Here is a 19603-nt window from a genome sequence, read left to right on the forward strand (position 1 = left end):
TTACTGCCTTAAGCGTAGTCGCTGGATGCGCAAACCTCAGACGTTGTAGCCCAGCACGCGAGGCAGCCATAGGGCGATTTCGGGGAACACGGCCACCAGCGCCAGCGCACTGCCCATGGCGGCAACGAAGATCAGCGCCCAGCCCACGGTCTGCTCCAGGCGGATCTTGGCCACCTCGGTGGTGACCATCAGATTGACCGCCACCGGCGGCGTGAACTGGCCGATGGCGATATTCATCGCCAGCAGGATACCGAACCATACCGGGTTCCACTCGAAGTGCTGCATCACCGGAATCAGGATCGGCATCAGGATCAGGTAGATCGAGATGGCATCCAGCAGCATCCCGGCGACCAGCACCGCCAGCATGATCAGGATCAGTAGCATCACGCCGTTGTCCGATAGCGCGATGATCCACTCCGCCATGTCGCGGAAGGTGCCGAGCATGGTGCCGGCCCAGGCGAAGATCCCGGCCAGGGCGATGATCAGCATCACCACCCCGGAGATCACCGCCGCCTCGCCGAACAGCGACCACAGGTCGCGCCACTTGAGCTCGCGGGTAAAGAACAGCCCCACCACGATGCCGTAGGCCACCGCCGCGACCGCCGCCTCGGTGGGCGTGAACAGTCCAGAGCGCAGCCCGCCGAGGATCAGCACCGGGGCAAACAGCGCCGGCAGCGCCTGCTTGAAGGTCTCGCCGACCTTGAGATGCTCGGCGCCCTCCACCGGGGTGCCGCCCTCCCAGCCGTAGCGGCGCGACAGCAGCAGCGCCGGCACCATCATCGCCAGGCCGGCGAGGATCCCCGGGAACAGCCCCGCGGCGAACAGCGCGCGCAGGTCGACGCCGGGGACCACGATGGAGTAGAGAATCAGCGCCACCGAGGGCGGAATCAGGATCGCCGTGGAGGCCGACGCGGCGATCAGCGTGGCCGAGAACGGCTTGGGATAGCCCGCCTTGGTCATGCTCGGCAGCATCACCATGGCCACCGCCGCGGCATCCGCCGGCCCCGAGCCGCTCATGCCGCCCATGATCATGCACACCAGCACCGCCACCACCGCCAGGCCGCCGTGACGCGGCCCGATCAGCGCCTGGGCGAAGCGCACCAGGCGCAGCGCCACGCCGGCGCGCTCGAACAGCAGACCGGTAAGGATAAATAGCGGGATGGCGATCAGCGGGTACTTGGCGACGCTGTTATAGGTATTGGTGCCGAGGGTCGCCAGCATCTCCGGCGATAGCCCGATGACGATGCCCACCGCCCCGGCCAAGCCCAGCGAGAAGGCCACCGGCACGCCGGCGATCAGCAGCCCGGCAAAGGCCAGCAGCATCCACAGGTCAGGGCTCATCGGCGAGCCTCCCGGTCAGCCGGTCCCAGGTCTGCTGGGTCTGGCGGATCAGCATCGCCCCGGAGAGCAGCGGCAGCCAGATGATGTACCACCACTGCGGCAGGCCGATCCCCGGCGACAGCGACTGCCACTGGTACTCCTCCCAGGTCAGCTTGGCGCCGAACCAGGTCACCAGCCCCAGCACCGTCACACCGCATAGCCACTGCAGCAGGATCAACACCTTGCGCGGCCCGTTGGGCAGCGCCCGCTCCAGCAACCCGATACGGATATGACCGTTGCGACGCAGCGCCACCGAGGCGCCGGCAAAGGTCACCACCACCAGCAGAAATACCGAGAACTCCTCGGTGAAGGCCAGCGAGCCGCCTGTCACATAGCGGGTCACCACGTTGCCGAGGCTGATCACGGCAATGATCACCAGCGCCAGTGACGCCAGCCAGCGTTCAGGGCGCGCGTCGGGAGAGACCTTCATGACTACCTCGCAAAAAAGGCGCCGCCCCTCGTGCAGCAGGGGCGGCAGGCAGGATTACAACGAGAATCAGCGCGCGTCCATCGACGCCTGGGCGGCCTCGACAATGGCCTCGCCGATCCGCGGCACCCACTTTTCGTGGACCGCCTGGGTGGCATCGACGAAGGCCTGGTGCTGCTCATCGCTGAGCTCGGTCACGTTCACGCCACGCGCTTCGATATCGGCAAGCCGCTCCGGCTCCTGCTCACGGGTCATGGCGATCTCCCACTGACCGGCCTCGATAGCGGTCTCACGCAGCATCTCGCGGTCAGCCTCGTCGAGGGACTCCCAGACACGCTGGTTGGCGGCAAAGATCAGCGGGTCGTTCATGTAGTTCCACAGCGTCAGGTACTCCTGCCCCACTTGATCGATACGCGCCACGTCGAACACCGAGAGCGGATTTTCCTGACCGTCCACGGCGCCGGTGGTCAGCGCCGGCTGGGCGTCGGTCCAGCTCATCTGGGTCGGGTCGGCGCCCAGGGCACTGAAGGTATCCTGGAACAGCGGCGAGCCGACCACGCGGATACGCAGCCCGTCGAGATCCTCCGGCGCACTGATCGGGCCGCGCGAATTGGAGAGCTGGCGGAAGCCGTTCTCGCCCCAGGCCAGCGGCACCACGCCGCGAGACTCGATGGCGTCGAACACCATCTCGCCGGCGTCGCCGCCGGTGACGGCGTCCACCGCCGACTCATCGGGAATGAAGAACGGCAGCGAAAACAGGTTGAGCTCCGGCACCTGCGGCGACCAGTTGATGGTCGAGCCAACGGCCAGGTCGATCAGCCCCGAGCGCATCGCGGAGAATTCACGGGTCTGATCGCCGGACACCAGCTGCGAGTTGGGGTAGACGCGCAGGGTGATGCGCCCGTCGCTGCGCTCCTCGACCAGCTCCGCCCAGCGTTCCGCGGCCTGACCCCAGGGAAAGGCGTCGGACAGCACGGTGGAAACCGACAGCTCGCGGGCTTGAGCCGACAGCGAGGTAGAGAGCAGCGCGGCACCGGCCAGCGCAACGGTGAAATGGGTCAAGCGGCGTGACAGGGTCATGGAATGTCCTTGCAGCAGAGGGCGCCGCCACTCGGCGGCGGGCCATTTATTGGTATCGGGGCGCACGGGGCGCGGGTCGTCATGCTGCCGCCTTGGGATAGCAAGGCGATATCGGCCGCTTGTGGCGGAATCTTCAGTAAACGCTGGCCAGCCTGGGGGTGAAAAGGCCGGCGAGCCGGAGCGCGATGACTCACTGGCCTATTGTAGAGCGCCAGGCGTTGAAAGAAAGCCACTTACACCAAGGTGTAAGTCGGCGACCAACGAGTTCGCCGCGCTATACCGCCTCGTCCAGCTCGCCGACGCACTGCAGGGCGGCATCCGGAATGGCGACACAGTCGCCCTCCTCGATGCCGTGCTCGGCGAAATAGCCGGCGTTGACCTCCAGCGCGGCGATATAGCGGGCATCGGCGCGCGTCACCGGGCATTCGCTGGGATCCGAGGAGGTGCAGGGCGTCATGCTGGCGATGGTCACGATGCGCCCCTGCTCGTCGATGAAGGCGATATCCAGCGGGATCCGAGTGCGGTACATCCAGAAGCCGCTGCGCGACGACTGGGGTTCCGAGTAGACGAACAGCATGCCGGCATCGCTGGCCAGTTCATCGCGATCCATCAGCCCCCGGGCGCGCTGGGCAAGGCTTTCGGCCAGTTCGACCTCGAGCTTATGCGGCCCGTGCTGGCTATGAATGGCCAGGGTATCACGGGCAAAGTCCATGGGCTGGCCAGCGTCGGCCTGCGCCAACAGCGCCTTGGGCAGCATCAGGGTAGCGCTCATGCCGAGCAGTAGCTGGCGGCGGGTCAGGTTCATCGACGTCGTTCCTCGTTTAGTCTTGGCCCTGCATGATATGCACACCAGCGGCCAGTAGCGATACGCTCACCCGCTCGCCCTGTGCCAGGCCATTGCGCCGCGCCGCATGGGTGGCGATCTCGAAACGCAGGCTATCCGGGGTGTGATCGAAGCTCAGGGTGACCTGGGCGATACCACCCAGCACGATCAACTCGCTGACCCGAGCATGCACGGGGTTCTCGCGCTCACCGCGAGAAGGTCGCTCACGGCGATGGAGCACCACGTCCGATGGGGGAATATACCAGTGAACCTCATCGCCACTCTCAACGCTGGCCGGCAGCTCGGCGCTGAGCCGGTAGGGGCCCCACTGCACCCAGGCCTGTCCCGCGCCACCGCGCAGCGCCTGGCCTGCGAAGACATTGTGCTTGTCGAGCAGACGCGCTACCTGGGGCGACGCCGGGCGGCGAAACAGCGCCTCGGCGGGCCCGCTCTGCAGCGTCTCGCCGGCCTGCAGCACGCACAGCCGGTCGGCCAGCGCCGCGGCCTCCTCGAGGTCGTGGGTGACCAGCAGGATGGGGATGTCGATCATCTCGCGCAGCTGGGCGAGCTCGCGCTGCAGGCGGCGCCGGGTGACCTGGTCCACCGCCGAGAACGGCTCGTCGAGCAGCAGCGTCCGCGGCTCGCGGGCCAGCGCCCGGGCCACCGCCACCCGCTGGCGCTGGCCGCCGGACAGCGCCGCCGGGTAGCGCCCCTCGAGCCCCTCGAGCCGCACCTGGGCCAGCCAGCGTGACGCCCGCCCGGCACGCTCGCCCCGCGGCACATGATCCATCGCCGCCATCACGTTGGCCTGGGCGGTGAGGTGGGGAAACAGCGCATAGTCCTGAAACACCAGGCCAATACGTCGCCGCTGCGGGCTCAGGCAGACGCCGCCCTCGGCATCGAACCAGGTCTCTCCGGCACAGCGAATGCTTCCGCGCGCCGGCCGATAGAGGCCGGCGATGGCGCGCAGCAGGGTGGTCTTGCCGCCGCCGGAGGGACCCACCAGTGCCAGCAGTTCGCCGGGCGCACAGTGGAAATCGGCGGCCAATGGAATCGGCCCGGCCTGCTGCAGGTGAACCTCAAGGCCCGGCGCGAGGCGCGGTGGTTCAGACATGCAGCCCCCTGCCGCGGCGGGCGAGGCCGTAGACCACGCCGATGGTCACGAAGGAGACCGCCAGCAGGATCGCCGACATGATCCCCGCGCCGGCCTCGTCGAAGGCCTGCACGCGGTCGTAGATCGAGATCGCCAGCGTCCGCGTCTCGCCGTCGATGGAGCCCCCCACCATCAGGATCACCCCGAATTCACCGAGGGTGTGGGCGAAGGTCAGCGCCAGCGCCGAGATCAGCCCGGGCCATACCAGCGGCAGTTCGATACGGGCGAAGGTCTGCCACGGCGAGAGGCCGCAGCACCAGGCCGCTTCGCGGACATTGCTCGGCACCCCTTCGAAGGCGCGCTGGATGGGCTGCACGGCGAACGGCAGGTTGACCACCAGCGAGGCCAGCAGGATACCGCTGAAGGTGAAATTCAGGCCGCTGCCGGTCAGCCGCTGCCAGAGTGCGCCAAACGGCGCCTCGACGCCGAACGCCAGCATCAGGTAGAAACCCAGTACGGTGGGCGGCATCACCAGCGGCAGCGCCACCGCCGCCTCGCACAGCGCCTTGCCGCGAAACCGGCGGGTCGCCAGGGTTCGCCCCAGCCACAGGCCAATCGGGATCAGCAGCAGGCAGGTAAAGACCGCCAACTGCAGCGAGACCGTCAGCGCACGCCAATCCATCAAGGCGTCTCGTCGCCTGACGGCAGGCTAAAGCCGTACTCGGCGAGCAACTCACGCGCCGCGTCCTGCTGCAGGTAGGCGTAGAAGTCGCGGGCGGTCTCGCCGGCGCCGTCGATCAGCGCCATGCGCTGGTTGAGCGGCGCATGCCACGCCTCGGGAATCAGCACATGGTCCGAGCGTGCCGCCAGCGCCGGCGCCAGGGCCAGCGAATAGGCCACCAGGCCGCCGCGGGCGTCGCCGCCCAGCGCGAACTGCGCCGCCTGGGAAACATTCTCGCCGAGCACCTTTAGCGGCTGCATCTCGGCCCATAGCCCGGCATGCTCCAACGCCTGCTGCGCGGCCACACCGTAGGGCGCATGCTCGGGGTTGGCCAGGGCGATGCGCGCACGTCCCTCTCCCGCCTGCAGGCTGGCCACCGCGCGCTCCACCGCAGCCAGCGGCGCGTCCTCGCCGGGCAGGTCATCGCGTCCGGCCGGCTGCAGCCATACCAGACGCCCCACCGCATAGCGCACGCCGGCATCGACGGTGCGCCCCTCGGCGTGGAGCGCCTCGACGTAGGCTTCGTCGGCGGAGAGATAGAGCTCGAAGGGAGCCCCCTGGGCGATCTGGCGGCGGAAGTTGCCGGACGAGCCGAAGTTCAGGCGCAGCGCCTGCCCGGTCTCGGCGGTGAAGCGCTCGGCGATGGCCTCGAGGGCGAACTGCAGGTCCGAGGCGGCGGCCACGGTGGGCGCCTGCTGCTGGGCCTGGGCCAGCGCCGGGAGCCAGGCCAGCAACACTATCAAGAGTCCGCGCCGAAGTCCCTGCATGTGGTTTCCCCGTGATTCAGTCTTTTGCCAACCAGCATCTTCATGCCGCTTGACCAAATGGTCAAGTTGCGTCACATGGGTGAATTGTCGACGATGCAGGCTGCCAAGGCAAAGCCCCAGCCACGGCATGCCAGTGAACCGAGCACGCTGACATGCACTACCGAGATCCATGCCATGCCGCAGTCGCCACTCCTGAGGCTTGACGCCATTGCGATCGGCCACCTGCACGCGGTCTCCCTGGAGATCGCCGCAGGCGATATCGTTTGCCTGTCCGGCCCCAGCGGTTCGGGCAAGACGCGACTGCTGAGGGCGATTGCCGATCTCGAGCCCCACGGCGGTGAGGCCTGGCTAGGCAAGGTAGCGCGTCGCGACTGGCGCGGCAGCGACTGGCGGCAGCGAGTCATGCTGATCCCGGCAGACAGCCAGTGGTGGTACGAGCGAGTCGGCGAACACTTCCCGGACCCACGCTGCGCAACGCTGAAGGCGGATCTGCAGCAGCTGGGCTTCGCTGCCGAGACCCTCGACTGGGACGTGGCGCGGCTCTCGTCAGGCGAGAAACAGCGTCTGGGGCTGCTGCGCGCGATCGCTCATCGGCCCAAGGTACTGCTGCTCGACGAACCCACCGCCAACCTCGACGCCGACAACATCACTCGCTGTGAAGCGTGGCTGCGCCAGCGGATTCGCGACACGCCGCTGGCGGCGCTGTGGGTCGCCCACGACATGCAGCAGATCGCACGAGTCGCAACGCGTCACCTGCACATTGCCGGCCAGCGGCTGGAGCCTCGAGCATGGACGTGATCGATCTGGCCTGGTGGCAACTGGGGCTCGCGGCCCTGATGGTGATGGCGCTGGCCGGCTGCAGCGCGCTGAGTCGACTCGGCATGGGTCGCAGCCTGCTGATCGCCGCCGCCCGGACCGCGATTCAGCTGACGCTGATCGGGCTGGTGCTGGAGGCGCTATTCTCCGTGGCCTATTTGCACTGGGTCGCGCTGATGGCACTGGCCATGCTGCTGGTCGCCGGACGCGAAGTGATGGCGCGCCAGAAACGCCGCCTGACCGGGGGGTGGGCGTTTGGCATCGGGACGCTATCGATGTTCGTGTCGTCGTTCACCGTCACCGTGCTGACCCTGACGGTCATCGTCGGCCCCGAACCGTGGTACACGCCGCAGTACGCCATTCCGCTGCTGGGCATGATGCTCGGCAACACCATGACCGGGGTAGCCCTGTCGCTGGATCGGCTGACCGACAGCGTATGGCGTCAGCGCGCGGTGGTCGAGAACCGCCTGATGCTCGGCCAGCGCTGGCAGGAGGCGGTGGGCGACCTGCGCCGCGAGGCGATGCGCAGCGGCATGATCCCGACCATCAACGCCATGGCCGCCGCCGGCGTGGTCAGCCTGCCCGGGATGATGACCGGGCAGATCCTCGCCGGCAGCCCGCCGTCGCTGGCCGTTAAATATCAGATATTAGTGATGTTCACGATCACCGTGGGTACTGGGTTCGGCACCATGGCGGCCGTCGCCGCCGGCAGCCGTCGCCTGTTCGATGAACGCGAGCGGCTGCGCCTCGACAGACTGTCGAGACCGCGCCAATGAGGCGTCAGGCACGGCTCTCTGTGCGGGACTGATCCGCCGGGGCATCCCGCTCGGCATTCATCTTGGCCGCCATCGCCTCGCGCTCGGCGGCCTCGTCCGCCAGGCTGCGCTTGGGCAACAGCAGATTGAGGGTGAACGCCACCAGCGCCGCCACCACGATCGGCGAGCCACCCACGACCAGCTGCAGCATCGACGGGAAATACTCGATGGACTCGGGGACGGCATAGATGCCCATGCTCAATGCCAGCGCCAGGCTGACGATGGTCATGTTGCGCGCCGAGAGCTCATCCTTGGTGATCAACTGGATACCGGTCATGGTGATCATGCCAAACACCGTGATGGTGGCGCCGCCGAGCACCGGGAAGGGAATGGTGGTCATGATCGCGCCGAACTTGGGCACCAGCCCGGCGAGCAGCATGAACAGCGCCGCCAGTGCCAGCACATAGCGACTGATCACCTTGGTCATGGCGACGATACCCACGTTCTGGCTGTAGGAGGAGGTGGGCATGGCGCCGAACAGCGAACCCAGCGCCGTGGTCGCACCGTTGCCCATCAGCCCGCCGAACAATTCGCGGGTACTCGGCTCGCGGTTCATGCCGCCCACCGAGGTCGCCGACAGGTCGCCGATGGTCTGCACCGAGTTGACCACGCAGATGATCACTACCGAGAGGATCGCGGCGGCGTGAAACTCCAGTTCGAAGGGCATCAGCCGGGGGGCACTGAACCAGGTTGCCTCGCCCACCGGGCTGAAGTCGACGCGCCCCAGCGCCAGTGCCAGCAGGTAGCCCACGCCGATGCCGCAGATGATCGCCGCCAGCTTGAGGAAACCGCGGCCGAACTGGGAGACCACCAGCACCACCAGCAGTGTTACCAGGGCAATCAGCCAGTTGAGCGGGTCGCCGTAATCGTTCTGCCCGACGCCACCGGCCATGTAGTTGACCGCGATATCGTAGAGCGACAGGCCGATCACCAGTACCACCGTGCCGGCCACCACCGGCGGGAACAGATGGCGAATGCGGGTAATGAACAGCCCGACCACGATCATCGTGACACCGCCAATGATCTGCGCGCCGAGAATACCGCCGATACCATACTGGGCACCCACGGCGACCAGCGTCGGCACATAGGCGAAGCCGACGCCGAAGATGGTGGGCAGACGTGCCCCCAGCTTGCCGATGCCGTAGAGCTGGATCAGCGTCGACAGCGCCGAGGCCACCAGCGAGATCTGGATCAACGTCATCTGCTCGGCGTGGCTGCCACCAACGGCGCCAACCACGATGATCGGCACCGTCACCGTGCCCATGATCATCGCCAGGATATGCTGCAGGGAGAGCGGCAGCGCCTTGGCCAGCGGTGGCCTGCCATGAAAATCGAAAACCGATTGACTGTGTTGTGGTGTGCTCATCTCAGGACTCTACTGTTTTTATGTATACAATCCGCACCAAATACCTTACCTCATAACAGGCAGTGATTGGTAGACATTAACTGTATACAAAAACTCCTCCATAGTACTCCTTGCGCAGACCCAGCAATAAAAAAGCCGCCACCCTTGCGGGTGGCGGCTGATTCAACACGACGCCGTATGGCGCGAGTCGAGCGTTACTTGGCGGCCTTGCTGGCAGCCTTGGACGCGGTCTGGATGTTCTCTTCAGCCAGCTTCTGGCCTTGCTGAACGAAATCCTGGTTCAGCGCGACGACTTTCTCTGCATCGCCCTTGACGCGCTCGGACAGCTCTTTGGCCACTTTCTGCTGGCCTTCGACGTAAGTACGCAGACCTTCTGCGTCCTTGATGTCGAGCATGGCGCGTGCCTGGCTCATGCTGACGTCGCTATAGGCCTTGACCGCTTCGTACTGGGTGTTCAGCAGCTTTTCGGCATAGTCGAGGCTCAGTGCCGCATAGGCACGGGCCGGGCCGAAGAACATGGATTCGAACTGCTGAGTGGCTTGATCGATAGTTGCGTTGCTCATTGGACACCTCCGTAGGTTTCGGGAGCGAAGGCTTTTCGTCCTTCGTTGCAGTGCAACATAGCAGAGCATTTTGTGCAATGCAACATCGATGGCGGAGATTTTCTCAGTCGATCCGCTCGAGGGTCTCGCGGTGCACCCGGCCACGCTCGACGTATTTGTCGGCGCCCTTCTGCATGGCGGCGATAGCCTCGTCGCTCAGGGTCTTCACCACCCTGGCCGGCGCACCGAGGATCAGTGAGTTGTCGGGAAACTCCTTGCCCTCGGTGACCACCGCCCCGGCGCCGACCAGGCAGTTCTTGCCGATCTTGGCACCGTTGAGCACCACCGCCTGAATGCCGATCAGCGCGCCGTCGCCCACGCTGCAGCCGTGCAGCATCGCCTGGTGGCCCACGGTGACCCGCTTGCCCACCGTCAGCGGATAGCCCGGGTCGGTGTGCAGCACCGCCCCCTCCTGCACGTTGCTGCCCTCGCCTATCTCGATAAGCTCGTTGTCGCCGCGCAGCACCGCCTGGTACCACACGCTGCTGCCCTTGTGCAGCGCCACGCGGCCCATCACATCCGCGGTTTCGGCCACGTAGCTGTCGGCGTGCACCTCGGGGGTCATGCCATCGTAGCGATAGATCGCCATTTCATCTCTCCTCTTGGGACTCGGCCTATGACCTCCCATTGATACCCTATCAATGCCGGCCTCTGCCATAGCGCCTTGGTGGTGTGTGGCGCCGCGTGCAGTGCCTGCTTGTCCCTTCTCAGTTATGACACCTAAGATGATGCAGCATATCGGCTTGACTCTTGGTGCCGATACGCGGCCAGTCATCAGACGATCAGGATGCCCAGCATGCCCCCGGTACCTGCACCCGAAATCCTCACCTTCGGTGAGGCCATGACCATGTTCGTCGCCGAGACGCCGGGGCCGCTGGCCGAGGTCGAGCGCTTCCGGCGCAGGATCGCCGGCGCCGATACCAATGTCGCCATTGGCCTGGCCAGGCTCGGCTTCGGTGTCGCCTGGCTGAGCCGCGTCGGTAACGACGGCTTCGGCGAGTTCATCCGCCGCACCCTGGAGCAGGAAGGGCTGGATTGCCGCCATCTGGTCAGCGACGCCGCCAACCCCACCGGCCTGCTGTTCAAGGAGCGCGCGGAGGATGGCCAGGATCCACGGGTCAGCTACTTCCGCCGCGGCAGTGCGGCAAGTCGGCTGTCTTGCGACGACGCCAATGACCTCGACCTCAGCGCCCTCAGGCACCTCCACGCCACCGGCATTCCTCCCGCCCTCTCGTCCAGCGCCCGGGAGCTCTCCCACCACCTGCTGGCCCAGGCCCGCGCGGCCGGTGCGAGCATCTCCTTCGATCCCAACCTGCGCCCCAGCCTGTGGCAAAGCGAAGAGGAGATGCGTGACACCCTCAATCACCTCGCCGCCCAGGCCGACTGGGTGCTGCCCGGCCTCGCCGAGGGGCGGCGGCTGACCGGACAGGAATCTCCCGAGGGCATCGCCGACTTCTACCTCGAGCGCGGTGCCAAGGCGGTTGTCATAAAACTGGGCCCCCAGGGCGGCTACTATCGCGGCAAGCTCGGCGGCCGCGAACAGAGCCTCAGCGTGCCCGGCTTCGCGGTGGCCGAGGTGGTCGATACCGTGGGCGCCGGCGACGCCTTTGCCGTCGGCGTGATCAGCGCCCTGCTCGACGGGCTCGATCCGCGCCAGGCCGTGCTGCGCGGCAACCTGCTGGGCGCCGAGGCGGTCAAGGTCATCGGCGACATGGAAGGATTGCCCGACCGCCAACGACTCGAGGCCCTTATCGCCACGCATCCGGAGATAGATGCATGACTACCCCGCTATGCCTGCTGTTCGACTCCGACGGCACCCTGGTCGACAGCGAGATCCTGCTCGCCGAGGTCATGGCCGAGGTGCTGCCGCGCTTCGGGCTGCCCTTCACGCCACGCCAGTATATGCAGGCGTTTCGCGGCGTCCGCTTCCTGACCATCGTGCTCGCCCTCGAACAGCGCCACGGCGCTCTCGACGCCGCGCGCCGCGGGCGTCTGGAGCAGGAGATGCGCGCCCTGATGGAGCGGCGCATGCGCGCCGAGCTGATGCCCATCGCCGGCATGGCCGACGCCCTGGCGGCACTCGACGCCCACCCCAAGGCGGTGGTCTCCAACGGCCCCGAGGCCAAGATTCGCTGCGCGATGGAGAGCGTGGGTTTCAGCCATCATTTCGAGGAGCGGCTGTTCAGCGCCTACACCCTCGAGGTGTGGAAACCGGACCCGGGCCTTTTTCTGCAGGCCGCCGCCAGCATGGGCTACCCGCCGGCGTGCTGCGTGGTGATCGACGACGCAGCGGTAGGCGTGGCTGCCGGCCTCGAGGCCGGCATGCAGGTGATTCACCTCAACCGCTTCCCCGACGCCGAGACCACTCCCGCCGGCGCCATCGCCATCCATAACGCCCGCGAGCTGCCCGCGGCGGTGGCCGAGCTGAGCCTTTACTAGCCTAGGCGCAGATCAGCGGTAGCCGTCAGGAAGGTCGACCACGCGGGGCGCCGCGCGACACATGCCGCCGTTCAGGTCGAGCATGCGTTCGAGCCAGGCGTAGACCGGATCGGCGTTGGAGACCAGATCCGCCGCCGATACCACCCGCGCCCACATGAAGGTGGCGAACACCAGGTAGTCGGCGGCAGCCGGGGCCTCGCCATCGATGAAGTCGGCTTCATCGAGCCGGCCACGTAGTGGCTCCAGGGCCGCATCGAGCTGGCTCAGGCCGCGACTCGGCGAGTGAAAGTCCTCCAGGCTGCGCCGGAAGCGCTGCTCGCGGGTCTCGCGAAAGTATTGCCGATCGCCGGGATGCAGCGCGTTGAGCAGATCCATGATGATGGTGCGCAGGATCGCCGGCGCCAGCGAGCGCTCGGCGTAGAACTTGAAGAAACGCGCGCGGGCCTCGGCGTGTTCGTCGCCAAACAGCGGCGATTCAGGATAGGCGCGATCTAGATAGCGCATGATCGCGTAGCTGTCGCAGACGACGTCATCACCGTCCACCAGCACCGGTACCGCTCCCTGGCCAGAGAAGGCCAGTGCGTCCTTGTCGACGAAGTGCCAGGGACGCGTTTCGACGTCGAGCCCTTTGTGTGCCAGCGCCAACTTCACTCGCCAGCAGTAGGGTGAAAATCGCAGCGCATCATCTTTGCCACTAAGGTCGTATAGAACGAGAGACATCAGGGCTTACTCCTCACCAATAGCATTATCGTTTCCCTCAATCACATAATTAGTCTCAGACTATCACTGGCTTAGCCTGCTGCCCGCCACTGATATAACCCACTGTCCATTAGTCGAACGCTAGCCTCGTCGAGAGCCCGGAAATGGCCCTTTTTTTTCTCAACGAAATAACTACTAATCCTTTAATTTCATATTGTTAGAAATCCTCATCCCACCCTCACCCCGGGTGGTCATACCAATTACCCACGAGTGGCATCAAGGTCGCCAATGCGATTATCTTCCCACTACCCGTCCATGGCGACGGTTCGCCGGGATATCAGTCATCACTGATATCCCATGGACACGCAAGCGTCTCGCTCCCGTTGCAGGCATTTTCTGCGATGCTTGAAAAATAAGAGGAAACTTGCCTCATGAATGACACTGTACTCGCGCTATTGGCGTTCACGCCATTGCTGTTGGCCGGTGTACTGCTGATAGGCTTTCGCATGGCCGCCAAGGTGGCTATGCCGATCGTCTTCGTCGTCTCCGCGCTGATCGCTCTGGTCGCCTGGGACATGACCTTCACCCGGGTCGTGGCCTCCTCGTTGCAGGGCCTCATCCTCACCGTCTCGATCCTGTGGATCATCTTCGGTGCCATCCTGCTGCTCAATGCCATGAAGTATTCGGGGGGCATCGCCGCCATCCGTAACGGCTTCTCCGGCATCAGCCCCGACCGCCGCGTCCAGGCGATCATCGTCGCCTGGCTGTTCGGCTGCTTCATCGAGGGCGCCTCCGGGTTCGGCACCCCCGCCGCCGTGGCCGCGCCGCTGATGGTGGCACTCGGCTTCCCGGCACTGGCCGCCGTCGTGGTCGGCATGATGATCCAGTCCACCCCGGTCTCCTTCGGTGCCGTGGGCACGCCGATCGTGGTCGGCGTTACTGGCGGTGTGAACCAGAGCGCCATTACCGAACGTCTGGCCGCCGACGGCGCCACCTGGACCGAGTACTTCCGGCTGATCGCTGCGGAAGTGGCGATCATCCACGGTATCGTCGGCGTGCTGATGCCGCTGATCATGGTGGTGATCATGGTGCGCTTCTTCGGCGCCAACCGCTCGTGGAAGGAAGGCCTGTCGATCGCCCCCTTCGCGATCTTCGCCGGTGTAGCCTTCGTGGTGCCCTACATGCTGGCAGGCGTACTGCTCGGGCCAGAGTTCCCGTCGATGATCGGTGCCATGGTGGGTCTCGCCATCGTCGTTCCGGCGGCGCGTCGCGGCTTCCTGATCCCCAAGGACACCTGGGACTTCCCGCCCCGCGAGCAGTGGCTCGACGAGTGGATCGGCAAGCTCGAGATCAAGATGGACGACATCGCCGGCAAGCAGCCGCTGTCGACCTTCATGGGCTGGGTGCCCTACGTGCTGCTGGCCGTGCTGCTGGTGATCTCACGCACCGTCGAGCCGGTCACCAACGCGCTCAACTCGGTCGTCCTGAGCTGGAACAATATCCTCGGTGAAGCCGGTGTCTCGGGTGCGATAGCACCGCTCTACCTGCCCGGCGGCATCCTGGTGTTCGTGGTACTGCTCACCGCGCTGATCCATCGCATGAAGTTCGCCGACCTGCAGAAAGCCTTTGGCGAATCGAGCAAGACCATCATTGGCGCCGGCTTCGTGCTGATCTTCACCATCCCCATGGTGCGGATCCTGATCAACTCCGGTGTCAACGGCTCCGACCTGGTCTCGATGCCGGTGGCCATGGCCCAGTTCGTGGCCGACAGCGTGGGCGGTGTCTATCCGCTGTTCGCACCGGCCGTGGGTGGCCTTGGCGCCTTCATCGCTGGCTCCAACACGGCTGCCAACCTGATGCTCGCCGAGTTCCAGTTCAACGTCGCCGAGCAGCTGGGTGTCTCCACGGCCATGATGGTCGCCCTGCAGGCGGTGGGTGCCGCGGCAGGTAACATGATCGCCATCCACAACGTGGTCGCGGCCTCCGCCACCGTTGGCCTGCTGGGCCGCGAGGGTACGACCATCCGCAAGACCATTCTGCCGACGATCTACTACCTGACGTTCACCGGCATCATCGCCTTGATTGCCTTCTACGTGATCGGGGTAACGGATCCGCTGATGGGTAATTAACCACGCCTCCTCGAGGTATCTGTATGACCTGCGCCCCACCTCATTGGTGGGGCGCAGTCATTTGCGGGCTACGCAACCACCGAGCTAGTATTACAGTATGACACCTCAGGAGACAGCCATGACCTCGATCACCCACCTCACGGTTCAGGACGTTCGCTTCCCCACTTCTCGCTCGCTGGATGGCTCCGATGCCATGAACGCCGCCCCCGACTACTCGGCTACCTACGTCATCCTGCATACCGATAGCGACCTGGAGGGGCACGGCCTCACCTTCACCATCGGCCGCGGTAACGAGCTGTGCGTCAAGGCCGTAGAGTCGCTGGCCTATCTGGTCGAGGGCGAGACACTGGAGACGATCACCGCTGATATGGGTACGTTCTGGCGCCGGCTCACCAGCGGTGACAGCCAACTGCGCTGGACCGGCCCCGAGAAGGGCGTGATCCATCTCGCCACCGCTGCCATCGTCAATGCACTCTGGGACCTGTGGGCCAAGTCGGAAGGCAAGCCGGTGTGGAAACTGCTGGTGGACATGACCCCGGAACAGCTGGTCAAGAGCCTCGATTTCCGCTTCGTCAGCGATGCCATCACCCCCGAGGAGGCGCTGGGCCTGCTCCGCCGTCAGGCAGCCGGACGCCAGCAGCGTGAAGAGGAGATGCACGCGCGCGGCTACCCCGGCTACACCACCTCGGCGGGCTGGCTCGGCTACGACGATGACAAGGTACGGCGCCTGGCCCGTGAGGCGCTGGCCGAAGGCTGGACGCACTTCAAGCAGAAAGTCGGTGGCAACCTCGAGGAGGACCGACGTCGCGCCCAGATACTGCGCGAGGAGATCGGCTGGGAACGTGCGCTAATGATGGACGCCAACCAGATGTGGGACGTCGACGAGGCCATCACCAACATGCGCCAGCTGGCCGAATTCGATCCGCTGTGGATCGAGGAGCCGACCAGCCCCGACGATATCCTCGGTCACGCCGAGATTCGCCAGCGGCTGGGCTCGATCGGCGTGGCCACCGGCGAGCACTGCCACAACCGGGTGATGTTCAAACAGCTGCTCCAGGCCGAAGCCATCGACTACTGCCAGCTCGATGCCGCGCGGCTAGGCGGGCTCAACGAGGTCATCGTGGTGCTGCTGATGGCCGCCAAGTTTGGCGTACCGGTGTGCCCCCACGCCGGCGGCGTGGGGCTCTGCGAGTACGTGCAGCACGTCTCGATCTTCGACTATATCGCCGTATCAGGCTCGCTGGAGGGTCGCATCCTCGAATACGTCGACCACCTCCACGAGCACTTCGAGCACCCGGTAGTGATCCGTAACGGCCACTACCAGGTGCCCACCGCACCGGGCTACAGCATTACCCTCAAGCCCGCGTCACTGGCGGAACACGTCTATCCGGACGGTCCCGCCTGGCAGACACACTAGGGAAGCGCTCAGCCAACGTCCACTAGCGCCTGTTCCAGCAGGCGTGCCACGTGGATCGCCTCGCGACCGCTGCCATCCTTGATCTGATGACGGCAGCTGGTGCCATCGGCGACCAGCACCGCATCGGCGTGCGCCTCGCGGATCGCCGGTAGCAGCGACAGCTCGGCCATCTGCAGCGAGGCGTCGTAGTGCTCCGCCTCATAGCCGAAGCTGCCCGCCATGCCACAGCAGGACGACTCGATGGTCTCGACTTCGAGATCGGGAATCCACGCCAACACCTGCTCCACCGGCCGCAGTGCATCGAAGGCCTTCTGGTGGCAGTGGCCGTGGAGCATGGCTCGCTTATGAGGCAGCGCCTTGAGCGCCAGCGGCAGTTGATCGGCCGCCTTTGCCTCGACCAGGAACTCCTCGAACAGATAGGCCGCCTCGGATAGCGCTTGGGCCTCATCGCCGAACCCGTACTGCAGAAACTCGTCGCGCATGGTGAGTAGGCACGACGGTTCGAGGCCGACGATCGCCACCCCGCGCTTGACGAACGGCAGCAGCTGATCGAGGGTGCGCCGCGCCTCCGCCTTGGCCTTGTCGAATTGCCCCGACGACAGGTAGGTGCGCCCGCAACACAGCGGCCGCTGGCCCGGCGTTACGTTGAGATGCACCCGATAGCCGGCCGCCTCCAGCACCCGCTTGGCGGCCCTGGCATTGTCGCCCTCCATATAGTTGTTGAAGGTATCGACGAACAGCAGCACCTCCCGCGCTCCCGCGGCGATACCGCTGGGCGCCTCGGCCGCGGACAGGAAATTGCCGTCGAAGACCGGCAATGCGCGCTGGGGCGCCAGCTTGAGCGCCTGCTTGATGCGCTGGGCCAAGAACGGCACCCGCTCGACGCCGTTGACCAGACCGGCGAAGCGGCTAGCCCAGGGGGCATAGCGCGGCAACTCGCCGACCATCCGGTCACGCAAGCTCAGCCCTTTGGCCCGCGCCCGCGCGGTACGTGCTTCGATCTTGAACTTGGCCATGTCGACGCCGGTCGGGCAATCGCGCTTGCAGCCCTTGCACGAGACGCACAGGTCGAGCGCTTCCTTGACGTCGTCACCGGCCAGGCCGTGGTCGCCGAGCTGGCCGGACAGTACCAGCCGCAGTGTGTTGGCACGCCCGCGCGTCAGGTGCTGCTCATCCTTGGTGATACGGTAGCTGGGACACATGGTGCCGGCGTCGAACTTGCGGCAGTGGCCGTTGTTGTTGCACATCTCCACCGCCATCGCCAGGCCATGGGTGGCATCGCCCCCCGAGCCGGGTGGCGTCTGCTCGCCACTCAGCGGGTCGCGCTTGACGTTCCAGGCCGACCAGTCGAATACCGGCGTCAGCGGTATCGCCTGATAGTCCTTGGCAAAGCGGAAGTAGCGGGCGTCGTCCATCTTCGGCGTATCGACGATCTTGCCTGGATTTAACAGGTTATCAGGATCGAACAGCCGCTTGATCTCGCGAAATGCATCGTTGACGGCGGGGCCGAACTGCCAGGCCACCCACTCGCCGCGGCACAGGCCATCGCCGTGCTCGCCGGAGTAAGCCCCCTTGTACTCGCGCACCAGCGCCGAGGCCTGCTCGGCGATCTCGCGCATCTTCTCGGCGCCGTCGCGGCGCATATCGAGGATCGGCCGCACGTGCAGGGTGCCAACGCTGGCGTGGGCGTACCAGGTGCCCTCGGTGCCGTAGCGGTGAAACACCTGAGTGAGCTTGTCGGTGTACTCGGCGAGGTGCTCCAGCGGCACCGCGCAGTCCTCGATGAAGGAGACTGGCTTGCCGTCGCCTTTCATGCTCATCATGATGTTGAGCCCCGCCTTGCGCACGTTCCACAGCGCCTTCTGCTCGCCGGCCTCGGGCATCTCGACCACGCTGCCGGGCAGTCCCAGATCGCCCATCAGCTGGCTGAGCTTGGCCAGCGCCTCGCGCTGTGCGGATTGATCGTGGCCGGCGAACTCGACCAGCAGGATGGCTTCGGGTTTGCCAATCAGGGCCTTCTCGATCACCGGCCGAAACGCCGGATTCTCCAGCGATAGATCGATCATGGTGCGATCGACCAGCTCCACCGCGGTGGGGTCGAGCTTGACGATATGCTGGGTGAAATCCATCGCCTGATAGAAGGTGGGGAAATTCACCACCCCCAGCACCTTGTGCTGAGGCAGCGGCGAGAGGCGCAGGGTAATCCGCCGGCTGACCCCCAGGGTGCCTTCCGAACCGACCAGCAGATGCGCCAGGTTGACGCGACCGTCAGGGTCGTAGGGCTTGGGATTCTGGCAGTCGAACAGATCGAGATTATAGCCACCGACCCGGCGCAGCACCTTGGGGAAGTGCTCGCGAATCTCCGCCCCGACGCCTTCGGCAATCGCCCTGACCTGCTCGGCGAGGCGTTGCTCCGCCGAGCCCTGGGCCAGCCGGTCGACATGGCCGAAGTTCACCTCGCTGCCATCCGCCAGTCGCGCCTCTACGCCGAGTACGTTGTGCACCATGTTGCCGTAGCGGATCGAGCGCGAACCGCAGGAGTTGTTGCCGGTCATGCCGCCGATGGTGCACTGGGCACTGGTCGAGACGTCCACCGGATACCACAACCCGTGAGGCTTGAGCCAGGCGTTCAGGTGGTCGAGCACGATACCGGGCTCGACCACTACCGTGCGTGCCTCGGCATCGAATTCGACCACGCCGTTGAGATAGCGCGTGGTGTCGATCACCAGCGCCTCGCCCACCGTCTGGCCGCACTGGCTGGTGCCCGCACCGCGGGCCAGCACCGGCACCCTGGCGTCGCGGGCAATATCCAGCGCCAGCCCCAGGTCCTCCTGGTGGCGAGGGATCACCACCCCCACCGGCGTCACCTGGTAGATCGACGCATCGGTCGAGTAGCGCCCCCGCGAGGCCTGATCGAACAGCACCTCGCCTTGCAGCTCACGGGCCAGGCGTGCCGCCAGTTCGGTCACCGGCTTGACCTTGGCATCGCGGGATTGAGTCTTGTCGGTCAGGGACGTCATGCCGCCCTC

The 19603-nt window shown here is 65.7% G+C and carries 18 protein-coding genes; 6 read left to right on the forward strand and 12 right to left on the reverse strand.

Annotated features, from left to right (window positions below; genetic code table 11):
- Positions 1-36 precede the first annotated feature (36 nt).
- From BWR19_14730 to BWR19_14760, 7 genes are all read right to left on the reverse strand, one after another.
- Positions 37-1341 carry a C4-dicarboxylate ABC transporter gene (locus tag BWR19_14730; protein APX94087.1) on the reverse strand — a complete coding sequence of 435 codons (1305 nt, stop codon included), beginning with the start codon at positions 1339-1341 and terminating at the stop codon, positions 37-39.
- Positions 1331-1810: a C4-dicarboxylate ABC transporter permease gene (locus BWR19_14735; GenBank protein APX94088.1), complete on the reverse strand. Its 480-nt coding sequence runs from the start codon at positions 1808-1810 to the stop codon at positions 1331-1333. Before BWR19_14735 ends, BWR19_14730 begins: the two co-directional genes overlap by 11 nt.
- Positions 1811-1876: 66 nt before the next feature.
- Positions 1877-2887 carry a C4-dicarboxylate ABC transporter gene (locus BWR19_14740; protein APX94089.1) on the reverse strand — a complete coding sequence of 337 codons (1011 nt, stop codon included), beginning with the start codon at positions 2885-2887 and terminating at the stop codon, positions 1877-1879.
- Positions 2888-3161: 274 nt separating this feature from the next.
- Positions 3162-3692, reverse strand: a complete 531-nt coding sequence (locus tag BWR19_14745; protein ID APX94090.1) for a hypothetical protein — start codon at positions 3690-3692, stop codon at positions 3162-3164.
- 16 nt (positions 3693-3708) lie between these two features.
- Positions 3709-4824 carry an ABC transporter gene (locus BWR19_14750; protein ID APX94091.1) on the reverse strand — a complete coding sequence of 372 codons (1116 nt, stop codon included), beginning with the start codon at positions 4822-4824 and terminating at the stop codon, positions 3709-3711.
- Positions 4817-5485, reverse strand: coding sequence for a molybdenum ABC transporter permease subunit (locus tag BWR19_14755; protein APX94092.1), 669 nt, complete (start codon positions 5483-5485; stop codon positions 4817-4819). Before BWR19_14755 ends, BWR19_14750 begins: the two co-directional genes overlap by 8 nt.
- Positions 5485-6291 (reverse strand): molybdate ABC transporter substrate-binding protein, encoded by an 807-nt coding sequence (locus tag BWR19_14760; protein ID APX94093.1) that lies wholly within the window; start codon positions 6289-6291, stop codon positions 5485-5487. The genes BWR19_14755 and BWR19_14760 overlap by 1 nt, the downstream gene beginning before the upstream one ends.
- Positions 6292-6465: 174 nt before the next feature.
- Here BWR19_14760 and BWR19_14765 point away from each other — a divergent pair, with 174 nt between their 5' ends.
- On the forward strand, positions 6466-7089 hold the full coding sequence (locus tag BWR19_14765; protein ID APX94094.1) for an ABC transporter: 624 nt from the start codon (positions 6466-6468) through the stop codon (positions 7087-7089).
- The gene (locus tag BWR19_14770) at positions 7080-7883 is read left to right on the forward strand and encodes an iron export ABC transporter permease subunit FetB (protein ID APX94095.1); all 804 of its coding nucleotides are present in this window, start codon (positions 7080-7082) and stop codon (positions 7881-7883) included. Before BWR19_14765 ends, BWR19_14770 begins: the two co-directional genes overlap by 10 nt.
- Before the next feature lie 4 nt (positions 7884-7887).
- Here the strand turns inward: BWR19_14770 and BWR19_14775 are convergent, their stop codons facing one another.
- The 3 genes from BWR19_14775 to BWR19_14785 form a co-directional block, all read right to left on the reverse strand.
- Positions 7888-9288, reverse strand: coding sequence for a uracil permease (locus BWR19_14775; GenBank protein APX94096.1), 1401 nt, complete (start codon positions 9286-9288; stop codon positions 7888-7890).
- A gap of 194 nt (positions 9289-9482) precedes the next feature.
- Positions 9483-9851 carry a phasin family protein gene (locus BWR19_14780; GenBank protein APX94097.1) on the reverse strand — a complete coding sequence of 123 codons (369 nt, stop codon included), beginning with the start codon at positions 9849-9851 and terminating at the stop codon, positions 9483-9485.
- Positions 9852-9954: 103 nt separating this feature from the next.
- On the reverse strand, positions 9955-10479 hold the full coding sequence (locus BWR19_14785) for a gamma carbonic anhydrase family protein (protein ID APX94098.1): 525 nt from the start codon (positions 10477-10479) through the stop codon (positions 9955-9957).
- A gap of 207 nt (positions 10480-10686) precedes the next feature.
- On the opposite strand from BWR19_14785, the gene BWR19_14790 reads away from it, so the two are divergent.
- Positions 10687-11670: a 2-dehydro-3-deoxygluconokinase gene (locus tag BWR19_14790; GenBank protein ID APX94099.1), complete on the forward strand. Its 984-nt coding sequence runs from the start codon at positions 10687-10689 to the stop codon at positions 11668-11670.
- Entirely contained in the window at positions 11667-12329 is a 663-nt protein-coding gene (locus BWR19_14795; GenBank protein ID APX94100.1) for a haloacid dehalogenase, read from the forward strand. The genes BWR19_14790 and BWR19_14795 overlap by 4 nt, the downstream gene beginning before the upstream one ends.
- 12 nt (positions 12330-12341) lie before the next feature.
- On the opposite strand, the gene BWR19_14800 is transcribed toward BWR19_14795, so the two are convergent.
- The gene (locus BWR19_14800; GenBank protein APX94101.1) at positions 12342-13049 is read right to left on the reverse strand and encodes a glutathione S-transferase; all 708 of its coding nucleotides are present in this window, start codon (positions 13047-13049) and stop codon (positions 12342-12344) included.
- 410 nt (positions 13050-13459) lie between these two features.
- Between BWR19_14800 and BWR19_14805 the strand changes: the two genes are divergently transcribed.
- Positions 13460-15157 carry a lactate permease gene (locus tag BWR19_14805; GenBank protein APX94102.1) on the forward strand — a complete coding sequence of 566 codons (1698 nt, stop codon included), beginning with the start codon at positions 13460-13462 and terminating at the stop codon, positions 15155-15157.
- Positions 15158-15275: 118 nt separating this feature from the next.
- Positions 15276-16574 carry a fuconate dehydratase gene (locus BWR19_14810; GenBank protein ID APX94103.1) on the forward strand — a complete coding sequence of 433 codons (1299 nt, stop codon included), beginning with the start codon at positions 15276-15278 and terminating at the stop codon, positions 16572-16574.
- Positions 16575-16582: 8 nt separating this feature from the next.
- Here the strand turns inward: BWR19_14810 and BWR19_14815 are convergent, their stop codons facing one another.
- Positions 16583-19594, reverse strand: coding sequence for an FAD-binding oxidoreductase (locus tag BWR19_14815; protein ID APX94104.1), 3012 nt, complete (start codon positions 19592-19594; stop codon positions 16583-16585).
- Positions 19595-19603 lie beyond the last annotated feature (9 nt).

The sequence above is a fragment of the Halomonas sp. 1513 genome (assembly GCA_001971685.1).
GTDB lineage: Bacteria > Pseudomonadota > Gammaproteobacteria > Pseudomonadales > Halomonadaceae > Franzmannia.

Bases quoted from the DNA above. Each gene is read 5' to 3' on its own strand.
- BWR19_14730 (APX94087.1), bottom strand. From the start codon at position 1,341: ATGAGCCCTGACCTGTGGATGCTGCTGGCCTTTGCCGGGCTGCTGATC.
- BWR19_14735 (APX94088.1), bottom strand. From the start codon at position 1,810: ATGAAGGTCTCTCCCGACGCGCGCCCTGAACGCTGGCTGGCGTCACTG.
- BWR19_14740 (APX94089.1), bottom strand. From the start codon at position 2,887: ATGACCCTGTCACGCCGCTTGACCCATTTCACCGTTGCGCTGGCCGGT.
- BWR19_14745 (APX94090.1), bottom strand. From the start codon at position 3,692: ATGAACCTGACCCGCCGCCAGCTACTGCTCGGCATGAGCGCTACCCTG.
- BWR19_14750 (APX94091.1), bottom strand. From the start codon at position 4,824: ATGTCTGAACCACCGCGCCTCGCGCCGGGCCTTGAGGTTCACCTGCAG.
- BWR19_14755 (APX94092.1), bottom strand. From the start codon at position 5,485: ATGGATTGGCGTGCGCTGACGGTCTCGCTGCAGTTGGCGGTCTTTACC.
- BWR19_14760 (APX94093.1), bottom strand. From the start codon at position 6,291: ATGCAGGGACTTCGGCGCGGACTCTTGATAGTGTTGCTGGCCTGGCTC.
- BWR19_14765 (APX94094.1), top strand. From the start codon at position 6,466: ATGCCGCAGTCGCCACTCCTGAGGCTTGACGCCATTGCGATCGGCCAC.
- BWR19_14770 (APX94095.1), top strand. From the start codon at position 7,080: ATGGACGTGATCGATCTGGCCTGGTGGCAACTGGGGCTCGCGGCCCTG.
- BWR19_14775 (APX94096.1), bottom strand. From the start codon at position 9,288: ATGAGCACACCACAACACAGTCAATCGGTTTTCGATTTTCATGGCAGG.
- BWR19_14780 (APX94097.1), bottom strand. From the start codon at position 9,851: ATGAGCAACGCAACTATCGATCAAGCCACTCAGCAGTTCGAATCCATG.
- BWR19_14785 (APX94098.1), bottom strand. From the start codon at position 10,479: ATGGCGATCTATCGCTACGATGGCATGACCCCCGAGGTGCACGCCGAC.
- BWR19_14790 (APX94099.1), top strand. From the start codon at position 10,687: ATGCCCCCGGTACCTGCACCCGAAATCCTCACCTTCGGTGAGGCCATG.
- BWR19_14795 (APX94100.1), top strand. From the start codon at position 11,667: ATGACTACCCCGCTATGCCTGCTGTTCGACTCCGACGGCACCCTGGTC.
- BWR19_14800 (APX94101.1), bottom strand. From the start codon at position 13,049: ATGTCTCTCGTTCTATACGACCTTAGTGGCAAAGATGATGCGCTGCGA.
- BWR19_14805 (APX94102.1), top strand. From the start codon at position 13,460: ATGAATGACACTGTACTCGCGCTATTGGCGTTCACGCCATTGCTGTTG.
- BWR19_14810 (APX94103.1), top strand. From the start codon at position 15,276: ATGACCTCGATCACCCACCTCACGGTTCAGGACGTTCGCTTCCCCACT.
- BWR19_14815 (APX94104.1), bottom strand. From the start codon at position 19,594: ATGACGTCCCTGACCGACAAGACTCAATCCCGCGATGCCAAGGTCAAG.